Here is a 22,040-nt window from a genome sequence, read left to right as displayed (position 1 = left end):
CCGGTACACCCGTCCGGCCCGCCGCTGAGCCGCCGGACGGGTGTACGGGAGGAGGACGGAAGGCCGCTGCCGGCCCTGGTGCCGTGGCACGGTCAGGCGAGGGACACGTTGTACGCCCGCATCCAGGCGTCCACTTCCAGGATGGGAAGAAGGAGGTGGCTGGAGTTGAGCCACGTCATGGTCTTCGACCCCGACCGGGTGAGCCCCTCCACGCGCTGCGGATCGAACACGCCGTGCAAGGGGGAGGAGGGATCGCTGAGCACCTTGTCGATGGAGCGCATGACCTCCGCGTCGTAGGCCGGGTCGTGGGTGCCGGGGTATCCGCTCTTGGGCCGGTCCAGGGTCTCCTGCGGGAGGACGTCGGCGAAGGCGAGCCGCAGCAGGCTCTTCCAGCGGCCGTCGGCGTTCTTCATCTCCCACGGCACGTTCCACACGTACTCGACCAGCCGGTGATCGCAGTACGGGACACGTACCTCCAGGCCCACCGCCATGCTCATACGGTCCTTGCGGTCGAGGAGGTAGGCGAGGGGGCCTTTCAGGCTGTAGTACATGACCTCGCGCATACGGGCGTTCAGCCCCTGCTCCCCGGGCAGGCGGGGGACTTCCGCCTTGAGGGTGAGGTAGCGGTCGTTCTCCGCGTCGGCCGGACGGACGCGCCGGTGCAGATCGGGAGCGAAGGCGTCGGCCAGGCGCGGGGCGTCACCGATCCACGGGAACCGGTCGCGCCACACGAGCCGCTCGTCGTGGTACCAGGGGTAGCCTCCGAAGACCTCGTCGGCCGCCTCTCCGGACAGCGCCACCGTGGACTGTTCCCGGATCGCCTTGAACAGCAGGTACATCGAGGTGTCGAACTGCCCCAGGGACGGCAGGTCGCGTGCTCGCCGGGCGGCGGGCAGGGCCGCGAGGACGTCGTCGGTGTGCAGGGTGATGTTGTGGTGCACGGTGCCCAGGTGGCGGGAGGCGAGCCGGGCGTAGGGGGCGTCCCGTTCGGGTCGTAACTCGGTCGGCTTGAAGTCCTTCTCGTCACCGGCGAATTCGACGGCGAAGGTGTGCAGGGGGCCTTCGCCGGCCGCGTTCAGACGGCGGTTGGCCAGGGCGGACATGATGGTGGAGTCCAGCCCTCCCGACATCATCGCGGAGCGCGGGACGTCGGCGACGAGCTGGCGGTCGACGATGTCCTCGAGAAGGTCCCGGACGGTCGTCACGGTGGTGGTCAGGTCGTCGCGGTGTTCGCGGCTGACCAGGCGCCAGTACGGGTACTCGTGGCTGCCGCTGCGTGAGAAGCGCAGGATGTGGCCCGGAGGGAGCTCGCGCAGGCCGCGCAGCGGTGTCTCGCCGGGGAGGGCCAGACGGGCGTTGAACAGGATGGGCAGGCTGTCCTCCTCCACGACCGGCTGGAAGAGGGGGTTCGCCATGATCCCCTTGGGTTCGGAGGCGAAGAGGATGCCGCCGGGGTAGGCGAAGTAGTACAAGGGCTTGATGCCGATGCGGTCGCGGGCCAGGAGGAGTTCCTCGCGCCGGGCGTCCCAGACGGCGAAGGCGAACATCCCGTTGAAGTGGTCGACGCAGGCCGCGCCCCATTCGAGGTAGGAGCGCAGGACGACCTCGGTGTCGGAGCGGGTGGTGAACCGGTGCCCGCGTGTTTCGAGGGCAGCGCGCAGTTCTCGGAAGTTGTAGACCTCACCGCTGTAGACGAGGACGACGGGCTCCTGGTGGGGTTCGGTCGAGGCGACGGCCGGTTGTGTGCCGCCCTCCAGGTCGATGATGGAGAGGCGGCGGTGACCGAGAGCGGTGTGGGGGCCGAGCCAGGTGCCGGCGGCGTCAGGGCCCCGCAGGGCCATGGTGCCGGTCATGCGCTGGAGCGTCGTGTGCTCCTGGCTGAGGTCGCGGGTGAAGTCGGTCCATCCGACGATGCCGCACATGGATGTCCTTTCTGGGACTGCTGGAGCGGGGCCGACGGTGTCAGGCGGTTGCCGGTGCGGGGGTGTGGTGCCGCGCGGCTGCGGCGAGGATGCGGGTGGCTTCCTCGATCTCGTCCCGGGTGACGGTCAGCGGCGGGGCGATCCGCAGGGTGTTGCCGTGGCGTCCGCCGAGGCCGATGAGGAGGCCCTGGGCGCGGCACGTCTCGACGTGGGCGCGGGCCGCGTCGGGGTCGGGCCGTCCGCTTCGCGGGTCGACGATGTCCACGGCCAGCATCAGCCCCTGACCGCGGGCGTCCGCCAGGTGCGGATGATCCGCGGCGAGGCGGCGCAGCTGTGCCAGGAGACTCTGCCCGGCCGTCTCCGCATTGCGCTGCAGGTCGTGGTCGTGGATGTGGTCGAGGGTGGCCAGTGCGGCGGTGCAGGCCAGCGGGTTGCCGCCGAAGGTGGAGATGGACTTGCCCGCGACGCTGTCCAGGATGTCCCGGCGGGCGATCACGCCGCCGAGCGGCAGACCGTTGGCTATCCCCTTGGCGAACGTGATCACATCGGGCTTCAGCCGGTGGAGTTGATGGCCCCACCAGGCGCGGCCGGTGCGTCCCCAGGCGGTCTGCACCTCGTCGCAGATGAGGACCGCTCCGTGGTCGGCGGCGATGCGCGCGTACCGCTGGAGCAGCGCGGTGGGCGGTGTGTGGAAGCCGCCGAGGCCCTGCACGGGTTCCACGATGAGGGCGGCGGGCGGTGCTTGGCCGGCGAGCTGAGCCTCCAGATCGGCCGCGGGATCCTCGGGCGGGTGCTCGTCATCGCTGGGCGAGGTCCTGCCGTTGGAGGCGAAGGTGACCTGGAACGGTGAGTACGGACTCGGCCGCCAGCCCGGCAGCCCGGACACCGCGGTGCTGGTGAGCGACCGGCCGTGGTAGCTGTCGGTGAGGGCGATGACGTGGTTGCTGCCGGTGTGGCAGGTGGCGGCCAGCAGAGCGGTGTCGTTGGCCTCCGTGCCCGAGTTGACGAAGAAGACCACCGCGTCGTCGATGCCGGACTGCTCGGCGAGGCGTTCGGCCAGCCGTACCTGGGCGTCGATGAGATACAGGGTGGAGGTGTGGACGATGCCGGTGTCGAGCTGGCGGTCCAGGGCGCGGCGGAAATCAGCGACGTCGTAGCCGAGCGAGTTGGTGAGGATGCCGGCGAAGAAGTCGAGATGGTCGCGGCCGTGGGCGTCGGTGACGACGCGTCCGGTGGCGGACACGGGGTGCAGCGGCTGCTCGTAGTAGGTGGTGACCCAGCGGGGCAGGACGCGGCGATGGCGGTCGTGGAGAGGGCGGTCTTGGAGAGGGCGGTCGTCGAGAGGGCGGTCGGGAAGATCCTGGGAGGTCATGCGCCCTCCTGGGCTCGGGCGGTCGGTGCGGGCAGCTGGTGCAGTCGCTCGCGCAGGGCGAGCTGCCGGGTACGCAGTTCCTCCACGTCCTGCGGCCCGAAGGTGGCCGGGGCGTCGGGCCAGTGGTCGCGCAGCGCGTCCAGCGCCCTAGGGGTGAAGTGAGCCTTGCCCTGCTGGTCGACCGTGATGCCGTCGAGGGCGGACCACTCCTGGTTGCGGGCGACGGCCTGGCGTTCCGACATGCCTGGCGGCAGTCGCAGCGCGATGCTGCGCCCGGTGATGACGACGGGGTACCCGCCCGGCCTGCCCTGGGGGGCGGCTGCGTGCCCGGCGAAGTAGTCACGCGGATGCGTCAGGGCGTCCAGCACCGCCGCGCCGGCGGTCGCGCCGATCTCGTTGAGATCCGCGCGCGGCCGGCGGCGCTCTCGCCGGAGGATGTCGTGTACGGCGGTCAGGGGCTGTTCGTCGAGCCAGGCCCGCACCTCCTGGTCGGGCGTCGGAGGAGCGTGCAGGTGGGCGTGGTGGGCGAGGACCTTCAGCCGTGACTCGTCGCCGATCCGCAGCTCGCTGCGGATGAGGCTGACGAGCGTGGAGACGTTGCCCAGCCCGCACAGGACGGGCAGCCCGGCACCGTGCAGGACGGGATTGACGGCGTCGGGGAAGCAGGCGTTCAGCACGGCCGTGCGGGGGCTGGCCTCGGCCGCGGCGGACGCGGCGCGCAGTGCGGTCGCCGCCTGCAGCGGCAGCGTGACGCCGAATCCCGCCGCGCGGATGAGTTCGGCCCACGCGGTCTTCGTCCCGCGGGTCTCGGCGGGCGAGTACTCCGAGGCGCACACCGCCAGGACGTCCGGCTGGTGGCGGCCGAGCAGGGGGCGCAGGTCGGCTCCGTCCGGCACGTCCAGCCGGTGCGGGCAGCAGCGCACGGGACGGTCCGCCAGGGCGGCGTGGGCGTTGGCGAGGCCGGCGAGGTGCCGGGCGCGGTCGTGGTCGCCGCTGACGATGTGGACGACGGTCGGCCCGCCGGCTCGCTGGGCGAAGGCTTTGACCAGCGCGCGGGCGAAGGCACCGGTGCCGAGGACGACGACGTGACGGGAGCGGTTCACCGTCGGCCTCCCCTCGACGGCTCGTGCAGGGCGACGGGCTGCAGCACGGTGTCGAGATGGACGACCTCGGGCTCGGCGAGCCCGGGGCACCGGGCGCTGAGGTCGAGGCGGGGCGGGCGGTCGTCGTCGGTGTAGTACACCGGCGTCAGCCCGCCCCGGGCGTCCGTGCGCACCAGCGGGTTCGCCACGAGGAAGTCGCGGACGGCGGGGGTGTCCCGGCGCGGGTAGATCCGGACGCGTTTGGTGGCGAAGTGGTTGGCGGGCCACTCCGGGTGGGCGCCCAGCCTGCGCTTCCACTGGAAGATGCCCTTGCTGATGTACGCCTCGGTGCCGAACAGGTCCACGCGCGCGACACGCTGCTCGCAGGCCCAGCGCAGCAGATGGTGGTAGAGCGCCTTGAACGCGCCGGTGCGGTAGTGCTCGTCGAGGCCGTCGAGTACGCCCAGGAGCCGGGTGGTGAGGGTGCGCCGGTCCTTGGACCAGTGGCACAGCACCCCGGCAACGCGGGTGCCCGCCTGGCTGAGGAAGAACAGGGTGCCCCGGCGCAGCACGGCGTAGCGTGCCACGTCGAGAGGCTCGGTACGGCTGCGGTCGCCGTGCCGGTTGCGCATGGTGGGGCCGTGCATGCGGTTGTAGAAGAAGGTGAGTGCCTCGGGCGAGGAGTCCTCCTCCAGCACCCACTGGTGCTCGCGCTGGTCGCGGCGGAACTGCCAGCGTTCCCGTTTGGAGATCAGCCGCGCCAACTCCTCCTGTGAGGGCGGGACGTCCACCACCAGGTGGAGGCGGAACGGCGCCGTCACGCTGCCCTGTTCGGGCAGGTGCCGCAGTACGCGCTCCTCGGCCCCGACCACGACGAGGTCGGTGTCGGGCCAGTCGCCCGCGGCCAGGTCGCCCCAGCGGAGGGTGCTGTCCGTGCGCCGGACGGTCGCCCAGCCGAGCTGGGTTCGCTGGTGTTCGAGGAGCTGGAGGATGTTCGTACGGCCCACCGGAAGCCCGGCGTAGCCGATGCTCGGACCGTCCTGGCCGGTGAGGGAGGACAGGACGGGCACGCTGCGCGGGAGGCTGTCGGTCCTGCTGCGGACGGCGCGCCAGCCGGGAGCCGGGGTGTTGTTCCACCAGTAGGCGATGCGCGCCCTGACCGGGGCGAGGGGATGGTGCCGCGCCGGGCGGCCCCCGCCGCCCACCCCTGCCGGGGTGGGGGAGGGCGGGGCCGCCGCGGTGGGCAGGGTGTGGTCCTGCGTCGTCATGGGTGCTCGTCCTCAGCTGACTGCCGCTGTGTGCACGAGGTCCCGCAGGTCCCCGTACCCGGTGATCGGACGCAACTGGTCTGCCTGCGGCGCCCGGTAGTCGTCCGCGTGGTAGGAGCCGGACCCGTGGACCAGGATCTCCGTCTCGTCGAGCAGTCCGCGGTCCAGGGCGTTGAGGACGCCGGTCACCGCCATCACGAGGGACCACTCGCGGATCTGCCGGGGGTCGGCAGGCAGTTCGACGCCGGCCGGTTGCAGCAGGTCGCGGACGAGCGGGTAGCGGTCGAGGCACTCGGCGAGCGAGACGACGATGCCTCCGCCTCCCTGACGGCGGATGATCTCGTTCATCCGTTCCGACGTGGCGGGAGTCCGGGTGTAGAAGGTGGTGTCCAGTTGCTCGTCGGGCGCGAAGGTCCGGCCGGGGAACCGGGGGTCGGAGTCCTGGACGTGCAGGCCGTCGCGGTACTGCCACTGCGGCCGGTAGTCGAACCTGCCGTGGTAGTAGCTGGAGACCATGTCGGGCGTGCCCAGGTGCTGCACCAGGAAGTAACGGGCTCCCGTGCCGGGCCAGTCGCGGCCGGTGTGCTGCTGCTGGCCGTAGAAGTGACCGAGCAGTCCGAAAGCGCTGGAGACGGAATGGGCGTGCACACGCGGCGCGGCCGGGAGGTGGTCGCGCTCGAACAGGGCCCGCGCGGTGTCCGCGACCGCGTAGTTGCTCAGATCCATGGTGTGCCAGAGCCGGACGCCGTACCGGGCGAAGAGGGCGTCGGCCTCCCGGTCGGCCAGTGCGCGCGCGAGTTCCTTGACGTGGAGCGGTTGGGAGGCGTCGAGGACGGCGAGCGGGTTGCGGGCGCGTAAGACGTCGTCGTCGGTCAGGGGCGAGCGCCACAGCTTGTGGCTGGAGGCGGCGGGCACGACACAGACGATCCGGAGCTGGTCGGCGCCGACCAGACCGGTCTCGTGAGCCCGCAGTACGGCGTCGCGCAGAGCGGTCGCCTTGTTCGCGCTGGACGGCGTGATGATCAGGACGGACTCGCCGGTGCGCTGGATGTGGTCGACCGCGCGGGCCACGATCAGCAGGGACGCCAGCGTCTTGGTGGTGCGGGTCCTCGGGTTGTGCATCAGGTTCAGGAACCGCAGCGGGGTGTCGTGGTAGCTGCCCAGGTCCTGGGCGCTGATGCCGCCCGGTTCGAAGAACCGCTCCAGGGCCGGACCGGGGGCCGGCAGCCGCCACCCGGGGGAGAAGCCGGCCGTCCGGTCCCGGCTGCCGGTGTCCGCGAGGACGCGGGAGAGGTCGTCGTAGTACCGCAGGAGGGCGCGGCAGACGGTGCCGGGGCCGGCCGGCGCCAGGGCGGTGGCCGGGGCGGGGGAGACGGTGGTCATCGCACCGCTCCATGGGCGAGCGTGTCGCCGCGCATCAATGAGGCGGCGGCGGGGTCGGCGGGTACGTGGGCCGGGTCGCCGCCGATGTCCAGGGGGCGGTTGTGCTGGTCGACGAAGACGATGTTCGGCTGTAAGTCCCTCGCCTCGGCCGCGGAAACGCTCTGGTAGGCGATGACGATCACCAGGTCGCCGGGCGAGATCAGCCGGGCCGCCGCGCCGTTGATGCCGACGACGCCGCTGCCGCGCTCGCCCTCGATGACGTAGGTGCTCAGCCGGTTGCCGTTGTTGATGTCGACGATGTCGACTTTCTCGCCCGGCAGCAGGTCAGCGGCGTCCATCAGGTCGCGGTCCAGGGTCAGGGAGCCGACGTAGTGCAGGTCGGCCTGGGTCACGGTGGCCCTGTGGATCTTGCTGTGCAGCATGGTGCGGTACATGCGGGTGCTTCCTCACTGTCCGGGGGTCAGGCGGCGATCTGGATGCGGCGCAGGTGCCGGTTGCGGTCGCTGAAGGCGTTACGGGCGTGCAGCAGCCGCCAGTTGTCCCACACGAGCATGTCCTTCTCGGAGTAGTCGATGGACACGTGCTCGCGGTCGAACGCCGCGTGCCAGCGCTGCTGCAGCTCGGCGGCCGGATCGCCGTCGTCCCGTATCAGGTTGTTGCAGCTGAAGCGGACGATCGTGCCCTGGTCGGTCTCTTCGAGGACGGGGTGGCGGGTCTTCAGGTCGAGCCCCAGGCGCTGCACGCCTTCGGTGGTCTTCCAGTCGTACTCGTGCGTGAGGAACCACTCGCGTTCCTCCGCCGTGAAGGACTCGACCCAGGGCCTGGTGTCGGCGAGCGTGGTCTCGCCGCCCGGCCCGCCGGCCGGTGTGACGCACCACAGCGCGATGTAGCGCGGGGGGACGACGGCGAAGTCGTATCCCTCGGAGTGCGGGGTCAGCGGGCGGGTGTTGCCCGCGTGGTAGACGTCGTCCATACCGGGCTCAGGACGTACGTCACCGACAACCGCGCCGGTGTAGTTGGGCACGAAGCGGCCCAGGTTCCGGCAGAACCTGACCGGGTCGAATTCCTCCGGCACGTTGCACATCAGGACGTAGCCGTGCTCGTCCATGAGCTGGTGGAACGTCTTCATCAGCAGCTCGTCGGTCAACGGATCGCCGTTGAAATCGACCTGGGAGAGAATGCTGAGAGGTGAGTGCGCCATTTCTTTTCCTCCGACGAAAGCAGGCGGAAGTATGCGCCCATGCGTTTCAGAGCAGGTGGCGGTGAATTGAGCACGGGCATCGTGGAATGCATGGCGAAGCGGGGGGGCCTCAAAGACCGGGGGCCCAGTTGAAATAACCGGTGACGCGTCGTCACGATATCCGGAGCGGGCGGACGCGTGTCAAGCGCCGCAAGTATTTAACGTTCCGTATGCATGCACCGCCGGCAGTCGAGTCACAGCGTGTAGTAACCGCTGCTCATGGAGTTTTCCAGACGGGCGTTGATGTCTGCTTAAAGTAATTCTGTTTGCTCGAAGGGGCGTCGGGTACCCACGACTGACCACCTGTGTCCGAATCCGCAGAGTCACGCCGGAGGGCGTGGTTTCAAGGCAGAGGATGGCTGAAATGGCGCTCCTCCGGACGGTGTCCTGAAGTGAGTTTCGAAGCGGCCGCGGGTCCCCAGAGCGCCGCGACGGTAAGGGAAGGCGAGAATTGAGCCACACTAGGGCCGAAAAAGAGTCGAAAGATCGCTTAGTCGTCCGCCGGCTGCTGCTCAGCGAAGGCACGACCGCCGTGGGAGACGGACTCTGGTTCAGCATGTGGGCGGTCTACCTGACCGCCGTTCAGGGCGTCCCCGCCGCGACGATGGGTCTCGCGATGGGGCTCGGAGGGGGGCTCGGCCTCCTGGCCGCCCTGCCCGTCGGCACGCTGACGGACCGTCTCGGCGCACGCGAGACCCTCGTGGCCGTCACTGTCCTGCGCGCCGCCTTCTCGCTCACCTTCCTGGCCACGCACACCTTCTGGCCGCTCCTGGTCGCTGCCGCCCTGTTCACCTCGATGGAGACGGCCGCCAAGGGCAGCAAGGTGGCGCTCGTCCACCTGCTGGTGCCAGAACGGGACTGTTTGCCCGTCCTCGCCCGGGCCCGCGTCGTCCAGCACATCCTCTACGCCGCCGGCGCGGGCGCCGCCGCCTGGGTGCTCTCCCGCCAGTCGGCTGCCCCCTACCACGGCGCCGTAGTGGTCAACAGCCTCACCTTCGTCGTCTCGGCCGCGCTGCTGGCCCGCCTCCCGCACGTCCCGCCGGCGCCCGCCGCGCGGCGGCACCTCAGCACAGAGGCACTCCGCAACATCCCCTTCACGGCGATCATGAGCAGTACCGCACTGCTGGCCCTGTGCTGGGCGCTCCTGTCGAGCGGCCTGCCCCTGTGGCTGAAGGAGGACACCACGGCACCGGTATGGATCGCCCCCCTGTCGGTACTGGCCAGCTCCCTCCTGATCGCGCTCTTCCAGGTGCGCGTCACCCGAACCGGGCAACGTCTGGCCGGAGCCGTACGCTCCTCATGGCGCGCCAGTGTCGCGCTCGCCGCATGCTGCCTGGTCTTCGCCGCAGCCGCCTGGCCCGCCGGCCCGGCCGTGGCCGCCGTCGTCGTCCTCGCCGGACTGGCCCTGCACGTCCTGGGGGAGCTGTACTACGTGGCAGCCCGTTGGGGACTGTCCATCAAGCTCATGGCACACGGCGCCCAAGGCCAGTACCAAGCCGTCGCGGCCACCACGGAAGGCGCCGTGGTGGCCATCGGACCCGCGCTGGTCGTCACGCTGATCAGCGGCGCCGGAGGGGCGGGTTGGGGCATCCTCGCACTGATCCTCCTCACCTGCTCCCTGCCGGTCGCGCCTCTGTGCCGATCTGCGGTGCGGCGCGCAGGCTCCCGCTCGGTGAAGGGGAGTTCAGAGCCGGAGCGGGTTTCTCATCCCCAGGGCTAAGCAGCTTTCGCCGCGGGGCGTATGGCTACTTGCGTACGATCGCGGTCCCGGTCGATGGCACGGCGTGCGCGGCAGGTTTCCCCAGTGGTCTCCGCCGTCGGTCACAGGTCGGTGGCGGCGCGGACCAGTGCCGCGACCGCTGTCGAGTGGCTGTGTGGGGGCCAGGCGATGACGGTGGTGACGTGGGGGGCGTCGGGGACCGGTACGGCGGTCAGGCCCTCGCGCAGTCCGGTGCTGCCTGACTCCGGCACGACCGCGCAGGCGCGGCCGAGGGCGATGAGCTGGGTGAGTTGGGTGTGGTCGCGTACCTGCGGTCCGGGGCCGTCCGGGAAGGTGCCGTCGGGGTGGGGCCAGCGGGGCAGGGGCAGGTCGGGTAGGTCGGTGACCTCGGCCAGCCGCAGGTGGGGGCGGGCGCTGAGCGGGTGGGCCGCCGGGAGGATCGCGACCTGACCCTCGGTGTGCAGGTCTTCGGTGTCGAAGCCGGCCGTGTCGTCGAACGGCCGGTGCAGCAGCGCTACGTCGGCCCGGCCGTCGTGCAGCAACCGTGCCTGCTCGCCCGGCCCGCACAACACGACGTCCACGGCGACGGCGCCGGGCTCGGCGGCATAGGCGTCGAGGAGTTTGGCCAGCAGTTCACCGGAGGCGCCCGCTTTCGCGGCGAGGACCACGGTCGGGTGGCCGGTCGCCGCGAGGGCGGCCCGGCGGGTGCGCCGTTCGGCGGCCTCGACGGCGTCCAGCGCAGCCCGCGCTTCCCGCAGCAGCACCGCCCCTGCCCCGGTGAGGGTGACACCCCGGCTGCTTCGCTCCAGCAGGAGGGTGCCCAGGCGCCGTTCGAGTCCGGCGACGGCCCGCGACAGCGGTGGCTGGGCGATCCCGAGCCGCTGTGCGGCCCGACCGAAGTGCAGCTCTTCGGCGACCGCGACGAAGTACCGCAGCTCACGTGTCTCCACCCCGCCAGCCTAACTGGCGCGACCAGCACCGATACCCGGGCGGTATCGCCGTCCACCCAGTCGGTCTTGGACGCCTCGCCCGGCGGGGGAGAAGGATCGATGCCATGAGTGAGACGAACACCGTGAACCACCCCAAGGTCGCGCTGGTGACCGGGGCCAACAAGGGCATCGGGTACGAGATCGCCGCCGGGCTCGGAGCCCTCGGCTGGTCCGTCGGCATCGGCGCGCGGAACGAGGAGCGGCGCGAGGCCGCCGTGGACAAGCTGCGCGCGGCCGGAGCCGACGCGTTCGGCGTGCCGCTGGATGTGACCGACGACGCCAGCGTGACAGCGGCGGCCCGGCTGATCGAGGAGCGGGCCGGGCGGCTCGACGCGCTCGTCAACAACGCGGGGATCACCGGCGGCGGGCCGCAGGAGCCCACCACGGTCGACGTGAACCGGGTACGCGCGGCAGTGGAGACCAACGTGATCGGCGTCATCCGCGTCACCAACGCCCTGCTCCCGCTGCTGCGCCGCTCGCCTGCGCCCAGGATCGTGAACGTCTCCAGCAGCGTCGGCTCCCTCACACGCCAATCCACGCCGGGCGCCGAGACCGGCCCCATCGCCGTCGCCTACGCTCCGTCGAAGACGTTCCTCAACGCCGTCACCGTGCAGTACGCCAGGGAACTGGCCGACACCAACATCCTGATCAACGCCGTCTGCCCCGGCTACACGGCGACCGACCTCAACGGCTTCCGCGGAGTGCGCACCCCCCGGCAGGGCGCAGCCATCGCGATCCGGCTGGCCACCGTATCGGCCGACGGGCCGACGGGCCGCTTCTTCGACGACGAGGGAGAGGTGCCGTGGTGACACGCTCAGGGTTCGCGCCCCACCGGGGAGATGGCGCCTGCGCGTCCTCGTGACAACCGGCCGCCGATCGCCCGCTCCACCGCTCGCGCGGCGTCGTCCGGGTCCATGCCGGTACTGGTGAGGAACCAGCCCAGCACGATGGACGCCTGGCCGTGCCAGCCGCCCTCCGCGCCCAAGTCGAGGGCGTACGTCACGAGCACCTGGACTGCAAACGGGCTTCAAACGGGCTGAGGGCTCGGCCAGACTCCACCATTTCTGATCACCGCAGGGTTCGGCCGTGTTGGATGGGCACATGAGCCAGACAGCTGCCCTGCGCCTACGGCAGGCCATCGCCCGGACCGAAGACGCAACGCGCGAACGTATCCCCATCGGGCGCCGCCCAGAGGAAGCCGACGACCTCCTGGGCACCTTCGCCACCGACGGGGCTCTCGGCTTCGATCCCTTCCCCTTCCTCCGGGCAATCCACGACGCCGGCTCGCGCGCGGTCGTCATCGGCCAGGTCGCCGGCATCATGCACGGCTCCACGGAACTGACAGGAGACCTCGACCTGCTCTGGGACGGCTCCCCTCACGAGGCACAGGCCCTGCGCGACGCCTTGGCCATGTGCGGCTGCACCGAACTTCCCGATCTGGAGCGCTCACAAGTGGCCTACCAGGTCACCGGTGCCAGCGGAGACCTGTGCACTCCCAAGCTGCGCTGGGGCGCGCTGGATGTCACCTCCTGCCTGACCACGGCGGAAACCACCCGTGACCCCGCCGGATTCACCATCCGCTATGCCGCACTCGACGATCTGATCCGCATGCGGCGAGCCCTCGGCCGCCCGAAGGACCTGCGTCGCGCGGACGAACTCGCGCGGATTGGCACTGACTCGGTATGACCGGCGCTCACCATCGTTGTGCATGAACAACCGGTCTTCCTCGGCCGTCGGCGAGGTGAGCAGGGCCGCCGCGTGCGCCGCCTGTTCGAGGTTCCCGCGCGGAGAGGCTGCGCACGCATCGGGACGTTGGTGTGCCGGCGGGGGAGGACTTCGCCGCGTCCATCGCTGGGGACGACCTGCCTGTTCTGCGGCTGAACGGGCATACGGCGTTGAGCCGGAGGAGGACCGCCTGCGGCCGGCCACCGCCGCGAGGGACTGATTGATCGGGGACTACGGCCGTGCGCCTCGGAGGGGTGCCGGCCCTGCTGGCCGCAGCACCGCGGGCGCCCTGACCATGCTGCTGCCGCACAGCTGCCAAAGAGCCGCCGAAAAGGGGAAGTGAATGGGTACCGCGACCAAGGTCCCCGAGACGCGGGACATGAGCGGAGAGGAACTGTCCGGCGACGAGGCCTGGGCCGCGCTACGGCGCTACGGCGGCTGGCCGCTGCTGCGTGACGCCTTCATCCGCTTCCGGTACGCCGACGGATTCAGCCACTCCCGCGCACTCGCCCTGCAGACGGTTCTCGCCGTCGTACCCCTGGCGATCGTCTTCGTCGGACTGTCCACCTCCCTGCACACCGAGAGCATCGGCAGGCTGGCCGAACTGACGATCCACCAGATCGCCCAGGGCCCCAGCTCCGACGTCGTCGACGACGCGCTCGCCCGCAGCCGGCGCACAGGCGGCGACGGTACCGAGGTCGCCCTCTGGTTCGGCGCCGTCTTCTCGCTGGTGAACGTCACCACGGCCATGTGCCAGATCGAACGCGGCGCCAACCGGATCTACGGCAACGAGCGCGACCGGCCCTTCCGCCGCAAGTACCTGCGCGGCCTGGTGATGTCCCTCACCGCTGGTCTCCCGCTCGGCCTGGGGTCCGTCCTCCTCGTCGCCGGAAACCACCTCGCCTCGGCGGCCGTCGCCGTCTACCACCTCAACGGCAGCGTCCTCAAGGCGTGGGACATCCTGCGCTGGCCACTGGGACTGCTCCTCGCCCTCGTCTCCACCAGCGCCGTCTTCCGCCGCTCACCGCGCCGCAAACAGCCCGGCTACACCTGGCTCGCCTTCGGCGCGGCCGTCTACCTGGTGCTGTGGACGACACTGACCTGGCTGCTGAGCCTCTACCTCGACCTCAGCGGCTCGTTCGACACCGTCTACGGCCCGTTGAGCACTTTCATGTCCCTGCTGCTGTGGGCCTACCTGACCTCCATCGCCCTGTTCCTCGGGCTGTCGTTCGCCGCCCAGCTGGAAGCGGCGCGCGGCCGCCGTCCCGGTCCCGTCCAAGCCGATCCCGGAGTCTGAATGGTCATGCCAGGTGCCGCCCTGCGACGCCTTGCCGCCGAACGCCGACGGCAGGCCGACCGCAGGTTCGGCGCACGCCTGCTCGCCGCCGCAGGCGTCGCCGCCGTGGCGGCGGTACCTTTCGGGCTCCTTCTGGTCCTGGTCGAGGGACAGTGGAGGCCCTTGCGTCGCACCGACATCGGCGCCGCCCGCCGCCTGCACGAGATCGCCGCCCAGCACCCGCAGTGGACCGACGTCCTGCACGTGCTGTCCGACTGGGTCTGGGATCCCGTCACCCTCCGCACGGCCGTCGCGGCCCTGACCGCCTGGCTGCTCCACCGGCGGGCGTGGCGCCTGGCGTCCTGGGCCGCGGTGACCGCGGTGGCAGGCGGCCTGATCGGCGTGCTGGTCAAGACGGTGGTGGAGCGGGCCAGACCCGCCCTTGAGGACCCGGTGGCACACGCCCCCGGCTACTCGTTCCCGTCCGGCCACGCCATGACGGCCACGACGTCCTTCGCCGTGTTCCTGCTGGTCCTGCTCCCGCTGATCCCGCGCCGCCTGCGGATCCTGTGCTGGTGCGTCGCCCTGTTCTCCGTGCTCGGTGTCGGCTTCACCAGGGTCGCCCTCGGCGTGCACTGGTTCAGTGACGTGCTCGGCGGCTGGTTCCTGGGCCTGGCCGTCGTGGCCTTCACCACCTGGGCGTTCGAGGCCTGGCGTGCCGATACCGGCCGGCGCCCCACACCCGTGACCGAGGGCCTGGAGCCGGAACTCACCGAGGACGCACCCGAGCGGTGAGCCGCGGTCGCCAATCTGTGTGACACCGGATGTCCCACGTCCCTGCCGGGCGCGTATCCCCCAGGTCCGAAGGCAGACTGCGCCGACCGGGGGAGTCGCCAGGGTGACGGCCGTGCCCGGGTCAGCTACGGACAAGTGGGCCGGAGCAGTGTCCGTTATGGAGCAGCCCCGGCAACCGGGTGACCTCCCGCCGGTCGTGCAACCGATCCGCGCCCCCGGCGGGAAGAGACGGTGACGGGCCCGACGGCCGGCGACGGCCGTGGCGGCTGACCGGACACGAGCCGAAGGAGTACGACATGCGTGAGGGCCTTGCCCGTGAAGGACCGCTCGCGGGGCGCGTCGCCGTCGTCACCGGCGCCGCCCGCGGAGTCGGAGAGGCCCTCGCGCGCCGTCTGTCCGAGGACGGCATGCGCGTCGCCCTGCTCGGACGGGAGGCGGCGACCTTGCGCCAGGCCGCTGCCGCCCTGGCCGGTCCCACCCTGTGCGTCGAGGCGGACGTGACCGACCAGGCTGCCCTCGACCGTGCCGCTCGGCAGGTCGAGGACCGGCTCGGCCCCGCCTCTGTGGTCGTGGCCAACGCCGGCATCGCCGCGGGCGGCCCCTTCCAGCGCACCGACGCCGACCTGTGGCGACGCGTCATCGACGTCAACCTCGTCGGATCGGCGAACACCGCCAGGTCCTTCCTGCCGCAGCTCACCCGCACCCGCGGCTACTTCCTGCAGATCGCCTCCACCGCCGCCTTCGGATCCGCGCCCCTGATGAGCGCCTACTGCGCCTCCAAGGCGGGCGCGGAATCCTTCGCCCAGGCGCTGCGGGGCGAGGTCGAAGGCGCCGGTGTGGCGGTGGGGATCGCCTATCTGCACTGGACCGGCACCGACATGGTCACCGGTATCGACGAGCACCCGGTCCTCGTGGCGCTGCGCCGCCACCAGCCGTGGTTCGCCCGCCGAGTCCACAGCCCCGCCGAGGTCGCCGACCGGCTCGCCGCCGGCGTGGCGCACCGCGCCCCGTACGTCTACGCGCCGTCGTGGCTGCGCTGGTGCGTACCCCTGCGACCGCTCTTCCCCGCCCTCGTGAGCCGCATCGCACGGCGGGAACTGCGCGAACGGTCCCCGGACGAGTTGGCGGCCGACGTGGGCGTCCTCGGGGCGGGCGGCCGCGCCGACTGGGAAGCGCATGTGACCGACACCCGCCCCCACCCCCGTCCCGGCCCACCCACGCCCTGAGCGGCCTCCCCGGCCGACGGCACGGACCGACCCCGCCGCGCAGGAAGCCGGGTTCGAACACCCGCATATCCACCACGAGCAGCGTGATGGCGGCGACGAACACACCGCCACGGAACGCCCCCGGACACGCGGCGGCGCAGCCGGCCGCGCTGCGGCGCCCGTAAGCGCCCGATTCGTTGCCCATGCAGATCCGGTGAAGACCGGACCGGGACGGCCCTCGCGCCGCCCGCTTCCGCCCCAGGCCACCGCGTACCCACCGCCCCTACGCCCCGGCAGCTTGATGCGGGCGATCCGGAGACGGCGGTGAAGTCCCGCCCAGGGGGTACCGGCACCGCAGAAGACGTGCACATGCCTGCCCGGGAGGGGTCGATGGAAGCGGTGAAGCAGTTGCGGCAGCTCAGGACCGTGTACGCCTGGGGCGCGGCCGCCTGGACCGGGTGTCTGCTGCTCACCTTGGTGGGGGAGCGCGGCTCGACACGGCAGACGGTACTGCTGCTGGTACTCCTCGCTGCCTTTCTGACCCTGCTGCTGTGGTCGACCTGGTGCCTGTGGGAGAGCGGGGCGAAGCGGCGCCCCGGGCCCGCGAGCGCTGCGGCGCCGTCGGGCGGGGCAGGCGAGAAGTGACCGAGGGAGGACCATCATGACGACGTACGTCATCTCCGTGCCCGGGACGTTCACCGGCGGAGCCGGACCCGAGGTGCGGGACGAACTGGTGCGCGCGCTGCGCCCGGCCGACCCGCACCACACAGACCTGGGGACGCAGGAGGACATCGACATCCTCACCGTCCACGACGACGACACTTTCACCGTCCGTCTCACCGTCGAGGCGGACAGCGGCCCCGAGGCGGAGGAGAAGGCCCGCCGGCTCACCGAGTCCGCACTGACCGCGGTGGGTCTGGACGCCACCGCGCCACTTGGGCCCGCCGTGGTCACGGGCATCGACACGACGGGGTGACGCAGCCCGGGGCCCGCGCGCGCCCCACCCATGGGCCCCAGGACCGGACCCTGCGCAGGCCCCGGCCATCACCCGTTCCGGTGAAGCCGGGCGGTCCGGCTCCGCTCGCCGCATGACCACGGCCGCTCTGGGGATGACCTCGTCAACGCCGCCGGCCGCGGCGGACGAAGGGAGCCTGCGTGAGCGACACCGTCTTCGTCGCGGACTTCGCCTCCGAGAGCCAGTGGGTCGCCGGGCGGTCCTGGGCCTACCCGGACGGCGGTCCCACCAACCCGGGCGACGACAAACTCGACCACCTCACCGCCGACCCGGCGTACTCCCGCACCGGCACGTTCCGGGCCACCCGCCGCCCCGACGGCCTGTGGGACACGGGCCTGCTGACCACGGAGGAAAGCGCCGAGGGCTTCATGGTGCGCACCGGTGACCGCCTGGAAGCCCGGGTCACACTGCCCGTCGGACTCGGCGCCTGGCCGGCGATCTGGACCTGGCGCGACGGCGGCAACGAGGTGGACGCCTTCGAGTACCACCCGGACAACCCCGACCTGCTGGAACTCACCAACCATGTGCGCCCTGGCGGCAGTTACGTCCACGACGAAGCCGTCGGCCCCGGCAGGACCGTCGACCTCGCCGTGACCTTCGGCAGACGCGACGTGGTCTGGCGGCTGAACGGCCACGAGGTCTTCGCCGACGGCCGCGGGGTGGGCGCGCACTGGCACGCCTACCTCATCGTCAACCTCTCGGTCTGCGCGGGCCGCTACCACCCCCCGCCCGAACCCACCGCCCACGAGCTGTCGTACGCGGTGGAGAGCCTGATCGTGCGACGGTGACAGGGTGATGGCCGCCATCCCGGGCCGAGGAGCTGTCCGTGCCCGGCCGCCCCTTGCGCGTGCCGACCGGCCGGGCTTACTGGACAGCCGGCCCGTCGGCTCTCAGCGCGCCGACCGGTCGGCAGGCACGCGCACATCACCGCCCCGGCTCCTGAGCGGCACACCCGCCTCGCCGAGGACGCGGTGCACGAAGCCGTAAGAGCGGCCGTGGGCCTCGGCTATCGCGCGGATCGAGCGCCCCTGCTCGTACTCCCTCTTCATCACCTCGGCCAGTTCCTTGCGCGCCGCACCCGTGATCCACTTCCGCTTGTCCACGACGATCTCCTCTCGTGACATCGAACGTGATCCCCGGTTGCCCGCCTCGCCGTGATCCATGTCGCCGATCGGCTGCCTCGGGGCCGGGGTCTGTTGGTGTGCATAAGGGATTTCAACGCAGGGAATATGTAATCGACCTACTCAATAAGGTTGAACGACGTGATACATCTCGCCTACAAGGGGTGGCCATCCGATACACCCCTGTCAGTTCTTGTAGTCATCATCGTGGCCGTCCTCATAGTCGCAGCCTTGATAGGGCGTGCAAAACGGAAATAGCTCGGCGATGTGTCCGCTGATCGTTCCCGTCGCCTTGCCCGGGCGGGGCGGCTACCGGGTGTCCTCGCTCGGCCCGTAGTCGAGGACCACGTGCCCCCCAGGAGCGGCAGTCGTCGCCGGTCTGGCGGAGGTTGAGCGGCGCCAACCCCTACTAGGGCAAGGTGCTTCGTCTACCTGACGTCGCTTCCCCTGAGGCGCAGCCAGATCTTCCCCACCCCTCACACGGCCTCCGCCCGCACGGAGGCAGCGTGAGGGGCACGGTGCGACGCACGGGCGCCACGGAAGGGATCAGGTCGACTCGCGGATCACCAGCTCGTTCGGCATGATGACCGGCTTGCGGGGGGCGCCCTCGATGAGGCCCAGCAACAGGCGCACCGTGGCGGTTGCCTGGTCGGCCATGGAGCTGCGCACGGAGGTCAGCGCCGGAGTGGTGTACGCGGCGGCCTCGATGTCGTCGAAGCCCACGACGGCCACGTCGTCGGGCACCCGGCGGCCCGCCTGGTGCAGGGTGCGCAGGGCACCGATGGCCATGAGGTCGTTGGCCGCGAACACCGCGTCGAGGTCCGGGTCGTCCTCCAGGAGCTGCCGCATCGCCTCCGCACCCGAGATCCGGGTGAAGTCGCCCAACGCGACGATCGAGCGCCGGCCGGTGTCCCGCAGGGTCGCGCGGTACCCCTCGAGCCGCTCCCGGGCCTCGTACAGATCCAGCGGCCCGGTGATGGTGGCGATGCGCCGTCTGTCCCGGTCCAACAGGTGCCGCACGGCCAGCTCCGCACCGCCCGCGTTGTCCAGGGCCACGTAGGGAACGTCCGCCGCGGAGGTCCGGTTGAAGGAGGCGACCGGCAGACCCATGCGCGCGAGTGCGGCGGGAAGGGGATCGGCGCCGTGCAGCGCCACGAGCATGACGCCGTCCACATGGCCGCCCGCCACATAGCGCTCCACCCTGGCCCGGCTCTCGTCGGACTCGGCGAGGATGAGCACCAGGCGTTTGCCGAAGGCCTCCAACTCCCGGCTGACGGTGCGCACCACGGTGGAGAACAGGGGGTCGTCGGAGACGACGCCCTTGGGCGGATCGGAGACGACCACGGCGACGGCGTCGGTCCGGCGGGTCACCAGGTTCCGCGCGGCGGCGTTCGGCACGTAACCGAGTTCCCGCACCGCCTGCATGACGACCTCGCGGATCTCCGGCGCGACGGTGGTCTCGCCGTTGATCACGCGGGAGACGCTCGACTTCGACACGCCCGCCCGGGCCGCGACCACTGCCAGAGTGGGTCGTTTCATCGCCTTCCGATCGCCGGCACCCGGTCCTGGAGTCCAGGGAGCGTTTTCCCCTCAGAATGACCGCGGCCCGACGGACCTGTCAACGGGCCCGCCAGCGCCCCCGTTGACGTAGTAGCGGCAGTACCCGCCGCCCTGCGCGGGCCGGCCCGCGGCCGTCCCGGAAGCAGCCGCAAATGGATCTCAGAAACCGTTCCCTGAGCCGGTACTCGGGTGCCGAAGGCGTCGCCATCCCTTGTACCAAAGCCTTGACAGCCCACTCGGCCCGGCTCATTCTCACCCCTCAGGGAGCGCTCCCTCACCCCTCTTCCCCCACTGAGGAGTCGCCCGTGCATCCCCTGCTCCGCCGCCTCGGCTTATCCGCCGTCGTCGCGGCTCTCCTGCTCACGTTCGTCTCCCTGCCCGCCCCCCGAGCCCACGCCGCCGAGACCCTGCTGTCACAGGGCCGGCCCGTCGCCGCCTCCAGCACCGAGGAGCCCTTCAGCGCGCAGGGGGCCGTCGACGGCAACCCCTCGACCCGCTGGTCGAGCGCCTTCAGCGACCCGCAGTGGATCAGGGTCGATCTCGGGGCCCCCGCCCAGATCGCCCCCGTGAACCTGCAGTGGGAGGCCGCCTACGGCAAGGCCTTCCGCATCGAGGTGTCGAACGACGCCGAGGTCTGGTCGACCGTCCACGAGACCGCGCAGGGCACCGGCGGCACCCAGCACGACCACCCGCACTACATGATCCTCAACCTCGCGGTCGGCGGCGACTGGCCCGGCCCGACCGACGCGTCCACCCCGTTCCCGTCCCGCCTGCTCGTCGACTACGTGCGCGTCTACCAATAGCCGAGCGCGCACCGACCCCCTGTCAGATCCGGTCCGCCCAGTCCGGGGCGGACATCGTGCCCTCGCCGCACCGGTTGCGCGGACCGGACCGCACCCGCACCACGCCCCACCCACTCCGACGAGGAAGTGACATGCGCAGATACTCCTTAGCTCGCTCACCCATGTCGGTGGCGGCACTGGCGATCGCCCTCGCCGCCGCCCTCGGCATCACTTTCGGCGCCCCCTCCGCGCGCGCCGCCACCGTCACCGTCCAGGCCGAGTCGTACGCGGCACAGTCCGGCGTCGGCCTGGAGGCGACGGCGGACACGGGCGGCGGACAGAACGCCGCCTACCTCGCCGACGGCGACTGGATGCGCTTCGACCAGGTCGACCTCGGGCCCGCCGGCCGCCTGACGGTGTCGGCGCGCGTCGCCTCCGCCGCGGGCGCGGGTTCCGTCGAACTGCGCACCGGTTCGCTGGCCGGCCCCCTGCTCGCGGTGATCCAGACCAGCCCCACCGGCGGCTGGCAGAACTGGGTGACCCGCAGCGTCGAGGTCTCCACCCACCCGACCGGCGCGCAGACGGTGTTCGCGGTGCTGCGCAGCGGCACACCCGGCGACTTCGTCAACATCAACTGGTTCTCGTTCGTCAGTGGCGGCGACGAACCCGCGCCGGGCTGGGTCGACGTCGACCAGGCCAAGTGGCAGGCCCAGCTGACCCAGTTCCGGGCGATGACCCCGGCGCCGGTGCCCGCCGACGCCGTGCGCGTCCCCGAGTTCAACGCCACCTGCACCTACAGCCACTCCAAGCCGGACGACCCGATCGTCGCACCCGGCCTGCCCGGCGCGTCCCACATGCACAGCTTCTTCGGCAACAGGAGCACGGACGCCTTCACCACGACCCAGAGTCTGCTCGGCAACGCCGGCACGAGCTGCACGCCCGCCAAGGACCTCTCCGCCTACTGGATCCCCACCCTCTACGAGCGCAACAAGGCGGTCGAACCCGACGGCGTGATCGTCTACTACGGGTCGCGGTTGCCTGATCCCACGGCCACCGTGCCCTTCCCGCAGGGCTTCCGCATGATCGCGGGCAACGCCAAGTCGCAGGTGGCCACCCCGGCCGGCTCGCCCAACCAGTTCTTCTGCGCCGGGCCGGGCGGCGAGATCGGCCGCAGCGCCGACGGCAACTGGCCCGTCTGCGCGCCGACCGCCAAGCTCGTCTACCAGCTGCTCTTCCCGGACTGCTGGGACGGCAAGCACCTCGACAGCCCGGACCACAAGTCGCACGTCGCCTTCACCTATGACGGCAAGTGCAGTGGCGCCTACCCGGTCGCCATCCCCTCGGTCTCCTTCGTGATCAGTTACCCGACCAGCGGGAGTGCCGACGGGTTCGCCCTGTCGTCGGGCATGGCCTCGTCCATCCACGGTGACTTCTTCAACGCCTGGGACACCGCGGCCCTGGGCCAGCGGGTCAAGGACTGCATCGTGCAGAGCGCCAAGTGCAACTCGGCCGGAACGTTCTGACCCGGCGGACGGTGGGCGCCCTGCTCCTGGGCGCGGCGGTCGCCGGCTGCGGCAGGCAGCCG

The 22,040-nt window shown here is 71.2% G+C and carries 22 protein-coding genes; 11 read left to right on the top strand and 11 right to left on the bottom strand.

The window, feature by feature from the left end; genetic code table 11:
• Window positions 1–92: 92 nt before the first annotated feature.
• From asnB to IE308_RS09585, 7 genes are read right to left on the bottom strand one after another with little or no spacing between them, the layout of a single operon-like run.
• Entirely contained in the window at window positions 93–1,922 is a 1,830-nt protein-coding gene (gene asnB / locus IE308_RS09615; protein WP_190217510.1) for an asparagine synthase (glutamine-hydrolyzing), read from the bottom strand.
• Window positions 1,923–1,962: 40 nt separating this feature from the next.
• A complete protein-coding gene (locus IE308_RS09610; RefSeq protein WP_190217509.1) occupies window positions 1,963–3,294 on the bottom strand; it encodes an aspartate aminotransferase family protein in 1,332 nt (443 codons plus the stop codon).
• Entirely contained in the window at window positions 3,291–4,397 is a 1,107-nt protein-coding gene (locus IE308_RS09605; protein WP_190217508.1) for a potassium transporter TrkA, read from the bottom strand. The genes IE308_RS09610 and IE308_RS09605 overlap by 4 nt, the downstream gene beginning before the upstream one ends.
• Complete coding sequence (locus IE308_RS09600) at window positions 4,394–5,644, bottom strand: GNAT family N-acetyltransferase (protein ID WP_190217507.1); 1,251 nt, start codon at window positions 5,642–5,644, stop codon at window positions 4,394–4,396. The genes IE308_RS09605 and IE308_RS09600 overlap by 4 nt, the downstream gene beginning before the upstream one ends.
• A 12-nt stretch (window positions 5,645–5,656) precedes the next feature.
• Window positions 5,657–7,027 (bottom strand): DUF6002 family protein, encoded by a 1,371-nt coding sequence (locus tag IE308_RS09595; RefSeq protein WP_229908795.1) that lies wholly within the window; start codon window positions 7,025–7,027, stop codon window positions 5,657–5,659.
• Window positions 7,024–7,461 (bottom strand): aspartate 1-decarboxylase, encoded by a 438-nt coding sequence (gene panD / locus IE308_RS09590; protein WP_190217506.1) that lies wholly within the window; start codon window positions 7,459–7,461, stop codon window positions 7,024–7,026. Before panD ends, IE308_RS09595 begins: the two co-directional genes overlap by 4 nt.
• A 26-nt stretch (window positions 7,462–7,487) precedes the next feature.
• On the bottom strand, window positions 7,488–8,228 hold the full coding sequence (locus IE308_RS09585; RefSeq protein ID WP_110625930.1) for a TauD/TfdA family dioxygenase: 741 nt from the start codon (window positions 8,226–8,228) through the stop codon (window positions 7,488–7,490).
• A gap of 571 nt (window positions 8,229–8,799) precedes the next feature.
• On the opposite strand from IE308_RS09585, the gene IE308_RS09580 reads away from it, so the two are divergent.
• Window positions 8,800–9,987: an MFS transporter gene (locus tag IE308_RS09580; protein WP_190217505.1), complete on the top strand. Its 1,188-nt coding sequence runs from the start codon at window positions 8,800–8,802 to the stop codon at window positions 9,985–9,987.
• A gap of 101 nt (window positions 9,988–10,088) precedes the next feature.
• Here the strand turns inward: IE308_RS09580 and IE308_RS09575 are convergent, their stop codons facing one another.
• Window positions 10,089–10,937, bottom strand: a complete 849-nt coding sequence (locus IE308_RS09575; protein WP_190217504.1) for a LysR family transcriptional regulator — start codon at window positions 10,935–10,937, stop codon at window positions 10,089–10,091.
• Between the two features lie 104 nt (window positions 10,938–11,041).
• Between IE308_RS09575 and IE308_RS09570 the strand changes: the two genes are divergently transcribed.
• Window positions 11,042–11,785, top strand: coding sequence for an SDR family oxidoreductase (locus tag IE308_RS09570; RefSeq protein ID WP_110625927.1), 744 nt, complete (start codon window positions 11,042–11,044; stop codon window positions 11,783–11,785).
• A 5-nt stretch (window positions 11,786–11,790) separates the two neighbouring features.
• Here the strand turns inward: IE308_RS09570 and IE308_RS09565 are convergent, their stop codons facing one another.
• Complete coding sequence (locus IE308_RS09565) at window positions 11,791–11,979, bottom strand: hypothetical protein (RefSeq protein ID WP_190218327.1); 189 nt, start codon at window positions 11,977–11,979, stop codon at window positions 11,791–11,793.
• A 98-nt stretch (window positions 11,980–12,077) separates the two neighbouring features.
• On the opposite strand from IE308_RS09565, the gene IE308_RS09560 reads away from it, so the two are divergent.
• The 7 genes from IE308_RS09560 to IE308_RS09530 all read left to right on the top strand — a co-directional run bounded on the left by IE308_RS09560 (window position 12,078) and on the right by IE308_RS09530 (window position 17,780).
• Window positions 12,078–12,662 carry a hypothetical protein gene (locus tag IE308_RS09560; RefSeq protein ID WP_190217503.1) on the top strand — a complete coding sequence of 195 codons (585 nt, stop codon included), beginning with the start codon at window positions 12,078–12,080 and terminating at the stop codon, window positions 12,660–12,662.
• Between the two features lie 382 nt (window positions 12,663–13,044).
• A complete protein-coding gene (locus IE308_RS09555; protein ID WP_190217502.1) occupies window positions 13,045–13,998 on the top strand; it encodes a YihY/virulence factor BrkB family protein in 954 nt (317 codons plus the stop codon).
• A gap of 6 nt (window positions 13,999–14,004) precedes the next feature.
• Window positions 14,005–14,772 carry a phosphatase PAP2 family protein gene (locus IE308_RS09550; protein WP_190217501.1) on the top strand — a complete coding sequence of 256 codons (768 nt, stop codon included), beginning with the start codon at window positions 14,005–14,007 and terminating at the stop codon, window positions 14,770–14,772.
• Between the two features lie 296 nt (window positions 14,773–15,068).
• Entirely contained in the window at window positions 15,069–15,998 is a 930-nt protein-coding gene (locus tag IE308_RS09545; protein WP_190217500.1) for an SDR family oxidoreductase, read from the top strand.
• Window positions 15,999–16,367: 369 nt separating this feature from the next.
• Window positions 16,368–16,622 carry a hypothetical protein gene (locus IE308_RS09540; protein ID WP_162655423.1) on the top strand — a complete coding sequence of 85 codons (255 nt, stop codon included), beginning with the start codon at window positions 16,368–16,370 and terminating at the stop codon, window positions 16,620–16,622.
• 16 nt (window positions 16,623–16,638) lie between these two features.
• Window positions 16,639–16,953: a hypothetical protein gene (locus tag IE308_RS09535; RefSeq protein WP_190217499.1), complete on the top strand. Its 315-nt coding sequence runs from the start codon at window positions 16,639–16,641 to the stop codon at window positions 16,951–16,953.
• Between the two features lie 179 nt (window positions 16,954–17,132).
• The gene (locus IE308_RS09530) at window positions 17,133–17,780 is read left to right on the top strand and encodes a LamG domain-containing protein (RefSeq protein WP_190217498.1); all 648 of its coding nucleotides are present in this window, start codon (window positions 17,133–17,135) and stop codon (window positions 17,778–17,780) included.
• A 102-nt stretch (window positions 17,781–17,882) separates the two neighbouring features.
• Here IE308_RS09530 and IE308_RS09525 read toward each other — a convergent pair whose 3' ends face one another.
• Together IE308_RS09525 and IE308_RS09520 are read right to left on the bottom strand one after the other, a co-directional pair.
• A complete protein-coding gene (locus tag IE308_RS09525; RefSeq protein WP_190217497.1) occupies window positions 17,883–18,116 on the bottom strand; it encodes a helix-turn-helix domain-containing protein in 234 nt (77 codons plus the stop codon).
• 543 nt (window positions 18,117–18,659) lie between these two features.
• Window positions 18,660–19,652, bottom strand: a complete 993-nt coding sequence (locus IE308_RS09520; RefSeq protein WP_190217496.1) for a LacI family DNA-binding transcriptional regulator — start codon at window positions 19,650–19,652, stop codon at window positions 18,660–18,662.
• Between the two features lie 326 nt (window positions 19,653–19,978).
• Between IE308_RS09520 and IE308_RS09515 the strand changes: the two genes are divergently transcribed.
• Both IE308_RS09515 and IE308_RS09510 read left to right on the top strand, forming a co-directional pair.
• Window positions 19,979–20,476, top strand: a complete 498-nt coding sequence (locus IE308_RS09515) for a galactose-binding domain-containing protein (RefSeq protein ID WP_229908794.1) — start codon at window positions 19,979–19,981, stop codon at window positions 20,474–20,476.
• A 161-nt stretch (window positions 20,477–20,637) separates the two neighbouring features.
• On the top strand, window positions 20,638–21,978 hold the full coding sequence (locus tag IE308_RS09510; protein ID WP_229908793.1) for a DUF1996 domain-containing protein: 1,341 nt from the start codon (window positions 20,638–20,640) through the stop codon (window positions 21,976–21,978).
• Window positions 21,979–22,040 lie beyond the last annotated feature (62 nt).

The organism is Streptomyces griseosporeus, from assembly GCF_014656055.1.
GTDB lineage: Bacteria > Actinomycetota > Actinomycetes > Streptomycetales > Streptomycetaceae > Streptomyces > Streptomyces griseosporeus.
This window is presented reverse-complemented; position numbering and strand designations above follow the sequence as displayed.